Origin of the sequence: Kitasatospora sp. NPDC089797, assembly GCF_040684795.1 — a bacterium.
GTDB lineage: Bacteria > Actinomycetota > Actinomycetes > Streptomycetales > Streptomycetaceae > Kitasatospora.
Map to the genome: position 1 here is coordinate 1 of NZ_JBFBGS010000103.1, position 10,268 is coordinate 10,268.

The 10,268-nt window shown below is 75.7% G+C and carries 8 protein-coding genes and 1 pseudogene; 2 read left to right on the forward strand and 7 right to left on the reverse strand.

Translation table 11 applies throughout. From position 1 onward, the window contains the following. Positions 1 to 79 precede the first annotated feature (79 nt). Positions 80 to 1,231 carry a geranylgeranyl reductase family protein gene (locus AB0O91_RS40905; protein ID WP_363444596.1) on the reverse strand — a complete coding sequence of 384 codons (1,152 nt, stop codon included), beginning with the start codon at positions 1,229 to 1,231 and terminating at the stop codon, positions 80 to 82. Between the two features lie 267 nt (positions 1,232 to 1,498). Between AB0O91_RS40905 and AB0O91_RS40910 the strand changes: the two genes are divergently transcribed. After that, on the forward strand, positions 1,499 to 2,863 hold the full coding sequence (locus tag AB0O91_RS40910; protein WP_363444576.1) for a dipeptidase: 1,365 nt from the start codon (positions 1,499 to 1,501) through the stop codon (positions 2,861 to 2,863). On the opposite strand, the gene AB0O91_RS40915 is transcribed toward AB0O91_RS40910, so the two are convergent. After that, on the reverse strand, positions 2,839 to 3,726 hold the full coding sequence (locus AB0O91_RS40915) for a DUF4184 family protein (protein ID WP_363444579.1): 888 nt from the start codon (positions 3,724 to 3,726) through the stop codon (positions 2,839 to 2,841). The genes AB0O91_RS40910 and AB0O91_RS40915 overlap by 25 nt on opposite strands. 56 nt (positions 3,727 to 3,782) lie before the next feature. Further along, the gene (locus tag AB0O91_RS40920) at positions 3,783 to 4,850 is read right to left on the reverse strand and encodes an NUDIX domain-containing protein (RefSeq protein WP_363444582.1); all 1,068 of its coding nucleotides are present in this window, start codon (positions 4,848 to 4,850) and stop codon (positions 3,783 to 3,785) included. 445 nt (positions 4,851 to 5,295) lie between these two features. Here AB0O91_RS40920 and AB0O91_RS40925 point away from each other — a divergent pair, with 445 nt between their 5' ends. Next, positions 5,296 to 6,225, forward strand: a complete 930-nt coding sequence (locus AB0O91_RS40925) for a PfkB family carbohydrate kinase (RefSeq protein WP_363444585.1) — start codon at positions 5,296 to 5,298, stop codon at positions 6,223 to 6,225. An 84-nt stretch (positions 6,226 to 6,309) separates the two neighbouring features. Here AB0O91_RS40925 and AB0O91_RS40930 read toward each other — a convergent pair whose 3' ends face one another. The 4 genes and pseudogenes from AB0O91_RS40930 to AB0O91_RS40945 form a co-directional block, all read right to left on the reverse strand. After that, positions 6,310 to 7,215, reverse strand: coding sequence for a C40 family peptidase (locus AB0O91_RS40930; protein WP_363444588.1), 906 nt, complete (start codon positions 7,213 to 7,215; stop codon positions 6,310 to 6,312). 337 nt (positions 7,216 to 7,552) lie between these two features. Then, positions 7,553 to 8,974, reverse strand: coding sequence for an acyl-CoA synthetase (locus AB0O91_RS40935; protein ID WP_363444591.1), 1,422 nt, complete (start codon positions 8,972 to 8,974; stop codon positions 7,553 to 7,555). A gap of 199 nt (positions 8,975 to 9,173) precedes the next feature. Further along, positions 9,174 to 10,136 carry an electron transfer flavoprotein subunit alpha/FixB family protein gene (locus tag AB0O91_RS40940; RefSeq protein ID WP_363444593.1) on the reverse strand — a complete coding sequence of 321 codons (963 nt, stop codon included), beginning with the start codon at positions 10,134 to 10,136 and terminating at the stop codon, positions 9,174 to 9,176. A gap of 46 nt (positions 10,137 to 10,182) precedes the next feature. Then, positions 10,183 to 10,268: pseudogene (locus tag AB0O91_RS40945) on the reverse strand (electron transfer flavoprotein subunit beta); the annotation flags it as partial.

Consider the following 10,268-nt stretch of genomic DNA (forward strand, 5'->3'; position numbering starts at 1 on the left):
GGGGCCCCCCCCGCGGCCCCCCGGCGCCGCCGCCCCCCCCCCCCCCCGGGGGGCCCCCCGCCGGCCGGCACGGCCCGCGCTACCGCGCGGCCATCGCCATCAGCTTGCGCGCCGCCCGGTTCTGCCGCAGCACCTGGGCGAAGGTGGTGTGCCCCTGGGTGGTCCGGGCGAACGCCCGCCACGCCGCCGGCACCAGGCAGACCGCCACGTGGAACAGGTACGGCCGTCGTTCGAAGGCGGCCAGCAGCTGCTTGCCGGCCCGCATCTCCACGCCGAGACCGGCCTTGACCGCGAACGCGTAGTTCAGCGCCTCGCGCCGCACCGCCGCCGCGTCGCCCGCCTCGGCGACCCGCACCGCCCACTCGCCGGCCAGCCGGCCCGAGCGCAGCGCATACGAGATGCCCTCCCGGGTCCACGGCTCCAGCAGCCCGGCCGCGTCCCCGGCGACCAGCACCCGGCCGCGGGAGAGCGGCGAGTCCTCGGCCCGGCAGCGGGTCAGGTGCCCGGACTCGATCCGCGGGGCGAAGCCGGACAGGCCCAACCGCCGGATGTAGTCGGCCAGGTACTGCTTGGTCCGCTCGCCGTCGCCGCGCGCCGAGATGACGCCCACGGTCAGGCTGCTGGTCTCGGTCTTCGGGAACACCCAGCCGTAACTGCCGGGCAGCGGACCCCAGTCGAGGTGGATCCGGCCCGACCAGTCGGCGGCGACCTGCGGCGGCACCGGGATCTCCGCCTCCAGACCGAGGTCGATCTGGTCGAAGGTGACGCCCACGTGCCGGGCGATCCGGCTGGCGCTGCCGTCCGCGCCGACCACCGCCCGGGCTTCGAAGGTGCGCCCGTCGGCCGCCGTCACCACGGCCGTCCGGTGCTCGCCGCCGCGCTGCTCGACCCCGGTGACGGTCACCCCGGTGACCAGCACCGCCCCGGCCTGCTTGGCGGACTGCACCAGCCGCAGGTCGAACTCGTCCCGGTTGACCAGCCCGAACAGCATCCGCCCGGCCCGGCGGGTCCGGGTGTAGCGGCCGTCGTAGGCGAAGGTCACGGCCGACACCCGGTCCTGCAAGGGCAGTTCGAAGCCCGGCGGCAGGCTGTCCCGGGAGGGGCCGATGATGCCGCCGCCGCAGGTCTTGTACCGGGGGTGTTCGGCCTTGTCGAGCAGCAGCACCCGACGGCCCTGCGCGGCGGCGGCGTACGCGGCCGACGCCCCGGCCGGTCCGGCGCCGACCACCACGACGTCCCAGACGCCGTCGGGCGGCTGCGGAGCCTCGTCGAGCGGGCTGTTGAGCGGGCTACGGGAATCAGGGCTTCCGGAGTCAGTCACGTCGACCAATCCTATGCGTCCGCCCACCTGCCGGGACGCCGCACCACCCGGCGACCCGTGAGCACCCCGAAGCACCCCGGAGCGCCCCCGACGACTCCGCCTATGATCGGCGGTACCCCAATCGACCGCACTCCGCCCGCACCACCCCCTGGGCGGACCGCCCCCTTCGGAGCCCCGATGTCACAGCCCCTGGCCGACGCCGTCCGGTCCCTGATGGACCGTGCCCGCACCGACCTCGCCGAGTTGGTCGCCTTCCCGTCGGTCGCCGACCCGCGCCAGTTCCCGGTCGAGGAGTGCCGGAAGGCCGCACAGTGGGTCGCCGAGGCCTTCGCCGCCGAAGGCCTGACCGGCATCCAGCTGCTGGACACCCCGGACGGCACCCAGTCCGTCTACGGCGAACTGGCCGGCCCCGAGGGTGCCCCCACCGTCCTGCTCTACTCGCACTACGACGTCCAGCCCCCGCTGGACGAGCGCGACTGGCACAGCCCAGCCTTCGAGCTGACCGAGCGCGACGGCCGCTGGTACGGACGCGGCGCCGCCGACTGCAAGGGCAACATCCTGATGCACCTGACCGCCCTGCGGGCGCTGCGCCAGGTGTACGGCGACGACTACCCGGTCGGCCTGAAGATCATCGTGGAGGGCTCGGAGGAGCAGGGCACCGGCGGCCTGGAGCGCTACGCCGAGGCCCACCCCGACCTGCTCACCGCCGACGCCATCGTGATCGGCGACGTCGGCAACTTCGCCCCCGGCCTGCCGACCGTGACCGCCTCGCTGCGCGGCATGACGGTGGTCGAGGCCTCGATCAGCACGCTGGCCGGCAACCTGCACTCCGGTGTCTTCGGCGGCGCCGCCCCGGACGCGCTGCAGGCGCTGATCAAGGTGCTCGCCTCGCTGCACGACGAGAAGGGCGACGTGGCGGTCGCCGGGCTGGCCAACGACCAGACCTGGGAGGGCGTGCAGTACCCGGAAGAGCAGTTCCGCACCGACGCCAAGGTGCTCGACGGCGTCGACCTGACCGGCACCGGCACCGTCGCCGACCGCCTGTGGGCCCGTCCGTCCGTCACCGTCCTCGGCATCGACTGCCCGCCGGTGATCGGCGCCGCCAACTCCGTGCAGTCCACCGCCAAGGCCCTGATCAGCGTGCGCGTCCCCCCGGGCACCGGCCCGGACGCCGCCCAGGACGCCCTGGTCGCCCACCTGGAGGCGCAGGTCCCGCTCGGCGCCCGGCTGACGGTCGAACGCCGGGGCAGCGGCTCCCCGTTCCTCGCCGACACCACCGGCCCGGCCTACGAGGCGATGGGCGAGGCGATGGCCGAGGCCTTCGGCACCGCGATGGTCACCTCCGGCGAGGGCGGCTCGATCCCGCTCTGCAACACCCTGCGGTCGCTCTACCCCGAGGCCGAGATCGTGCTGATCGGCGTCGAGGACCCGACCACCCAGATCCACGCCGTGAACGAGAGCGTCGACCCCCAGGAGCTGGAGCGGATGGCCCTCACCGAGGCCCTGTTCCTCCGCCGCTACGCCGAACTGCGCACCGTCTGACGGGAGTTCGCACCGGTCCCGGGCCGCCCGCCACGCCACCGGCGGGCGGCCGCGACCACCGCCGCGTAGCCGACCGCGCCCACCGCGAGCCCGGCCCCGGCGCCGAAGCACACCTCCGGGACGAGGTTGCGCCGCAGCGGGCTCAACCGGTGCAGCACCCCGGCCGCGGTGGCCGCGCCCAGCGCGACGACGGCCGCCCGGCGGGTCCGCGGCGCGAGCCGCACGGCCGGGCGCACCGGCTCGACCGCCCGGACGGCGCGGGCCGCCCAACCGCCCAGCGCCGCCAGCGCGAGCGCCGAACTCCCGTACTGCAGCAGCTCGTACCCCGGGACCCCGGCCACCGGCCGGTCCAGCACCGGCAGCAGCCGCACGCCCAGCCGGCCACCGTGGGTGAACGCGTCCCAGCCGACGTGGGTGAGCGCGCCGACGGCCGCCGAGGCCAGGAACCAGAGCACGTCCGCCCGCCGGAGGCCCCCGCCGCCGGCACCTGTCTCAGCCCCGGCCCCGCCGCCGGGGACCGGCCCGAGGGCCGCGCCCCCGACCACCGGCCTCCGCCGGACCGTCAGCGCCTCGGCACCGCCCGCCCACCGCTCGGGCAGCAGCCCCACCACCGGCGCCCGCAGCAGCCCGTGCCACCCCGCCACCAGCGCACCGGCGATCGCCACGTCCAGCGTCGGCACCGCCCACCAGGCGTGCGTCAGCCCACCGTGCCGGTACACCCCGGGCAGCAACGACTCGGCGAAGAACGGCACGTCGGGCGCCATCGACCCGGCCACCAGCGCCGAGGCCACCAGCGGCCCGCGCTCCCCGGCGGCGCGCAGCAGGGGCAGGACGGCGGCGGGGTGGCTCAGCGTGAACGGCATGCCCCCATCCTGACGCCCGCACCGACCACCCCACCAACCGGGGCCACGGCCGGTCGCTACGCGGCGTCCGCCGTGCTGGCCAGTCCGAGTGCCACCCGGCACCCCGCCTCCAGGTACCGCAGCTCCCCGCTCCGCCGGGCGTCCAGCGCGGCGGACAGCCGCCGGTAGCGGCTCGGCGGCAGCAGGTCGGCCGCCTCGTCCAGGCTGACGAACCGGCAGCTGCGCAGTTCCTCCTGTTGCAGCAGCAGGTTCTGCCGTCCCGCGTCGTCCAGCAGCCCGCCGTCGTACATCAGCCGCAGGCCGCCGCGGCGGGGGCCGGTGCGCGGCTCCCAGTCGACGGCGAGCAGGCGCAGCGTGGTGGGGTCGAGCCGCAGGCCGAGTTCCTCGGCGGTCTCCCGCAGGGCGGCGTCGGTGGGGGCCTCGCCGCGTTCGACCACCCCGCCGGGGAAGTCCCAGTCAGGCTTGTAGACCGGGTCGACGAGCAGCACCCGGTCCTGCTCGTCGAAGAACAGCACGGCCGAGGCCACGGTGTCCCCGGTCGGGTCCGGGGTCTGGACGATGGGGCAGCGCGCGGCGCCGACCCGGACCAGCTCGGCGATCCGGTGCGCGGTCTCGCGCGGGGTGAGCGCGCCGGTGTCGATCATCCGGGCGTCGCCGACCAGCCACCGGCGGGCGGCCCGGTAGCGCGGCAGGTGCTCCAGGCACCAGGTGCGGACCCGCTCGCTGGCCTCCGGGTCACCGGGGCACTCCTCGCGGCGCGCGATGCGGTCACGCAGGATCGTTTCTTCTGGGTCCAGGACGAAGTGGTGCACCGCGATCCCGTGCGCGGCGAGGTCGCCGAAGATCTCGTCCCGGTAGTCCTCTCTGAGCAGGGTCATCGGCACCACCAGCGGCCCGCCGACCTCACCGAGCAGCGCGGCCGCCGTCTCCGGCACCAGCCGGCGCCAGGCCGCGAGGTCCTGGAAGTCGGACACCGTGGCCAGCCGGTCGGCCGGGAGCATCCGGCGCAGTCCGAAGCCCACCAGCTCGGGATCGAAGAGCACGCTCCCGGGCAGCAGTTCCACCAGCTCGCGGCAGGCACTCGTCTTGCCCGCCCCGAATGTGCCATTGACCCAGACGATCACAACGTCCCCTGCCCTCGACTTGCCCCGGTGCCGTTCGCACCGGGCAGCGCCCCCGTCGGCCGAACCAGCGCCACCCGAGGTGGTACCCGCGCTACGCCGCTCCCCAAAACTGCTCGCCGCGCCCGCCCACGCGCCCCGGCCCGCCTCTTGACAGGGGCATGTGCCCTGGCCACGGGCGCGGTACGGATATATGGGGACCGGCCGACATCAAAGCCGCACCCCGCCGCCATCCCACCACCATGGCTCGCGCACAGGAAGTCGGACCGGCCGACTTCCGGCGCGCGCCCCACCCGTACGCCGCTCGCGCCGTCCCTGCGCCCCGCCACTCCCCCTTCCCACCCGGGCCGCCCCTTCCGACCCCGGCCGCCCGTTCCGCTCCCCGGTCCCGCTGCTCCCGGCCGCACGGTGCTTGCGCGCTCCGCACGCCGCCGCGTACAGAGGAACGATGAGGCTGCTCCCCGCCGGCCGGGTCGTCGTCATCGGCCCGGTCACCACCGACCGGATCCTGCGCTGCCCCGTGCTCCCCGCACCCGGCGGGACCGTGCCGGCCACCGGTACGGCCCGGGGGTTCGGCGGCAGGGGCGCCGACCAGGCCGTCGCGGCGGCCCGGATGGGAGCCGCCACCCACCTGATCGCCGCGATCGGGAGCGACGCGGACGGCGAGGCGGCGCTCGCCGATCTGCGCGGCGCACAGGTCGAGACGGGCGCCGTCCGCCCGCACCCCGACGCGCCCACCGGCCAGGCGATCGTCATGGTCGACCCCGCCGGCGCGAACAGCACCGTGGTCGTCCCCGGCGCGAACGCCCGGCTGACTCCGGAGGCGGTCACCACCGCCCTCACCCGGCTGCACCTGCTCCCGGTCGACGTCGTCCTCACCAGCAACGACGTCCCCGCGGAGTGCGTGCGGGCGGCCGCCGCCGCGCTGCCCACCACCGGTCCGCACGGCGGCACCCGCTGGCTGCACGACGCCGACCCGGCCGGCGACCTGCCCGACCCCGGCCCCACCGGCCGCCGCCCGCTCGTGGTCGCCGACGCCGTCGAGGCCCGCCGGCTCACCGGCGCCGCGACCGCCGCCGAGGCCGCCCGCGCGCTCGCCCGGCACGGTGCGGGGGCGGTGGTCACCCTCGGCGGCGAGGGCGCCCTGCTCGTCACCGGCGGGGTGCTCGCCCGCCTGCCCGCGCCCGCGGTCCGGGTGGTCGACACCACCGGCGCCGGGAACGTCTTCCGCGGCGCGCTCGCCGCCCGGCTCGCCCGCGGCGCCGACCTGCCCGACGCGGCCGCCACCGCCGTGGCCGCCGGGGCCTTCGCCGTCACCGCGCCCGGCGCCCGCGGCGCGCTCCCCCGCCCGGACGACCTCCGGCTGTTCGGCCGCTGACCGGGAACCGGCGGGAGGGGTGTGCGGGCCGGTCGGCCGGCACACCCCTCCCGCGCGACGACGGACGGACCACGACCGCCGCGGCTACGGCCGCCCCATGTAGGCCGGGTAGTAGCCGCTGCTGATCCCGGAGATCCGGACCAGCGTCCCGGGCCGCGCGGCCTCCACGTACTTGTTGTTCCCCAGGTAGATCGCCACGTGCTGGATGCCCCGCCTGGTGCCGTCCGGCGACCAGAACAGCAGGTCACCGCGGCGCAGCTGGCTCGCGTTGATCGGGGTGGTGGCGGCGTACTGGTCGTTGGCGACCCGCGGCAGGGAGATCCCGCCGCGCCGGAACGACTGCTGCACCAGGCCCGAGCAGTCGTAGCCGTCCGGCCCGTTGCCCGCGGTCCGGAACGGCTTGCCCAGCTGGGCGAGCGCGTACTCCACCGCGGTCTCGACGTTCCGGTCCGCCGCCACGGACGAGCCGCCCGAGGAGCCGGACGAGCCCGACGAGGAACCCGACGAACCGGAGGAGGAACCGCCGGTGCGCTCCAGGTAGATGTCGTAGTGGGAGGTCCAGCGCCACTCCCCCTTGCTGTTCTTGAACCAGTACCGCGAACCGTCCCAGCCCTGCTTGATCCCGCCGTTCGAAGACTTCGACGAGGACTTGGTGGAGGACTTCGGAGCGGACTTCCCGCCGGTCCGCGCCAGGTACACGCTGTAGTGCGTCGTCCAGCGCCACTGCCCCTGGCTGTTCTTGAACCAGTACCGCGAGCCGTCCCACCCGGCGTGCGCCGGTGCCCGCTCCGCCGCGGCGGGGCTCACACCGGTGCCGAGGCCGATCGCCCCGGCCCCGACCGCGATCACCGCCGCCATTCCTATCCCCCGGCGGATCCGCGCGCCCCGCGAGGGACGGGCGGCGGTGGCGGTACGGACGGTGGTGGCGGGGGCGTGCTGCCCGGTCGGTTCGTCGGCGGCATCCGGCGCGCCGGTGTTGACGGTGGTCATCCTGCTGACTTCCTTCACTGCTGCGAACGCACTGCGGCGTACGGCCGCCGGACCGGCGGCTGCGGAAACTGCTGCGGACACGCGGTACGCCCCGGCGGGGCCGGTTCGTCCGCTCGGCAGATCGCGGATCCCGGGTGACGTGCCGTGGCCTCCGGCCGCGGGGCCCGAGGCCACGGCACGTCACCCGGGGATTCGGTTCTGCCTGCGTGTCACGTTAGGCACGCGTCCGCTCACGGCGCGCAGTGGAGTGCGCCAAAGGAAGGTTTCCCGGGCGACGGGCTCCGACGGCGCATCAGGGTGAACACCCGTCACCGTCGGAGGGTCCGTCATCCCGCCGTCAGCGGCCCCCGGCCTCCCCGAGCAGTTGCTTCTTCAGCACCTTTCCCAGCGCGTTCCTGGGCAGTTCGGGCACCAGCACGACGCGGCGCGGCCGCTTGTGCACGGAGAGCCGCTCGGCCACGAAGGCCGTCAGCTGTTCCCCCGTCACGGCGCCGTCCGGGACGACGAAGGCGACGATCGCCTGTCCGAGGTCCTCGTCCGGCGCGCCGACCACCGCCGCGTCGGCGACCGCCGGGTGGTCGCGCAGCGCGGCCTCCACCTCGCCGGCACCGATCCGGTAGCCGCCGCTCTTGATCAGGTCCACCGAGGCGCGGCCGACGATCCGGTGGAAGCCGTCCGCCCCGATCACCGCGACGTCGCCGGTGCGGAACCAGCCGTCGGCCGTCCAGGCCTCGGCGTCCGCGTCCGGCCGGTTGAGGTAACCGCTGAACAGCGTGGGCCCGCTGACCTGCAGTTCGCCGACGCTCTCCCCGTCGTACGGGAGCGGCTCGCCGTCCTCGCCGACCAGTCGGGTGCGCACCCCGTCCACCGGCAGCCCGACGCTGCCGGGGCGCCGCTCGCCGTCCGCCCGGGTGCTGACGGTGATCAGCGACTCGGTCATCCCGTAGCGCTCGATCGGGGCGTGGCCGGTGAGCGCCGCCAGCTTCTCGAACACCGGTACGGGCAGCGGGGCGCTGCCGGAGACCAGCAGCCGGGCCGGGGCCAGCCGCCCGGCGGCCGCCGGGTCCGCCGCCACCCGGGACCACACGGTGGGCACGCCGAAGTACAGGCTGCCGCCCGCCGCGGCGTACCCCTCCGGGGTGGGGCGGCCGGTGTGCACCAGTCGGCTGCCGGTGCGCAGGGCGCCGAGCACACCGAGCAGCAGCCCGTGGACGTGGAACAGCGGCAGGCCGTGGACGAGGGTGTCCTCGGCGGTCCACTGCCAGGCGGCGGCGAGGGCGTCCAGGTCGGCGGCGACCGCCGCCCGGCGGATCACTGCGCCCTTGGGTGCGCCGGTGGTACCGGAGGTGTAGAGCACGAAGCCGGTCGCGTCGGCGGCCGGTTCGGCGTACGCGGTCGCCGAGCGCTCGGCGGGGTCGACGGGCAGCGCCGGCACCGACACGCCGTCCGGCACCGCCTCGCCGACGGCGTGCGCCAGCAGGGCCGCGCCCGAGTCGCGCAGGATGTGCTCGCGCTCCTTGGGGCCCGAGTCGGGCGGCAGCGGCACCACCGGGACGCCCGCCAGCAGACCGCCGACCACGGCGGTCACCGTCTCCACGGTCGGCCGGGCGAGCACCGCGAGCGCGGGCGCCCCGGCCACCCGGTCGGCCACCGCGGTCGCCGCGCCGAGCAGTTCCTCCCGGGAGAGCGCCCGGCCGTCGATCCGCACCGCGTCCGCCGCGTCGCCGTGGCCGCCCTGAAGTGCCGTCAGCAGTGCCATGCTTCCGTCCTCGCCCTCGTCCTCGCCCTGATCGCGCCGGAGGCTCCCGCCCCCGGGCACCGTCGGGCCGACTCTACGGGCCGACCGGGCGCCGACCGCGGTCCGGGGCGCGGGCGATCCGCACGGGACCGCCCGGCAGGACGACGGAGGGCGTGGCACCGAGCACCCGGTGCCACGCCCTCCGGTCCTCGCCGGCGGATCAGCCCTTGCGGGCCTTCACCTCGGCGGTCAACTGCGGCAGCACCGCGAAGAGGTCACCGACCACGCCGTAGTCGACCAGCTCGAAGATCGGGGCCTCGGGGTCCTTGTTGACGGCCACGATGGTCTTCGAGGTCTGCATGCCGGCCCGGTGCTGGATCGCGCCGGAGATGCCCGCCGCGAGGTAGAGCTGCGGGGAGACCTGCTTGCCGGTCTGGCCGACCTGCGAGCTGTGCGGGTACCAGCCGGCGTCGACCGCGGCACGCGAGGCACCGACCGCCGCGCCCAGGGCGTCGGCGAGCTCCTCGACCACGCCGAAGCCCTCGGCGGCACCGACGCCGCGGCCGCCGGAGACCACGATGGCGGCCTCGGTCAGCTCCGGGCGGCCGGTGGAGACCCGCGCGGTGCGCGAGGTGACCTTGGCGGCGTTGCCGGTGAACTCCACCGACACGTTCTCCACCGCGCCGGCGGCCGGAGCGGCCTCCGGGGCGACCGAGTTCGGCTTGACGGTGATGACTGGCGCACCCTTGGTGACCTTGGACTTCACCTGGAAGGACGCGGCGAACACCGACTGGGTGGCGACCGGACCGCCGTCGCCGGCCTCCAGGTCGACGGCGTCGGTGATGATGCCGGAACCGATCCGCAGCGCGACGCGGGCGGCGACCTCCTTGCCCTCGCCGGAGGAGGTGACCAGCACGGCGGCGGCGTCGTTGGCCTTGGCGATCTGGGCCAGGGCGTCCACCTTGGGGACGACCAACTGGTCGGTGAACTCGGCGCCGTCGGCGACGTACACCTTGGCGGCGCCGAACTCGGCGGCCTTGGCGGCGATGTCGGCGGCCGCGGCACCGGCGCCGAGGACGACCGCGGACGGCTCACCGATGCGGCGGGCCAGGGTCAGCAGTTCGAGGGCCGGCTTGCGGACCACGCCCTCGGCGTGGTCCACCAGAACCAGGATCTCAGCCATGATTCGTTGCTCCTGATCGATCGTTGGATGCGCTGACGGGCGCGGGCTAGATGAACTTCTGGTCGGCGAGGAACGCGGCGAGCTGCTTGCCGCCCTCGCCCTCGTCCTTGACGACCGTGCCCGCGGTACGCG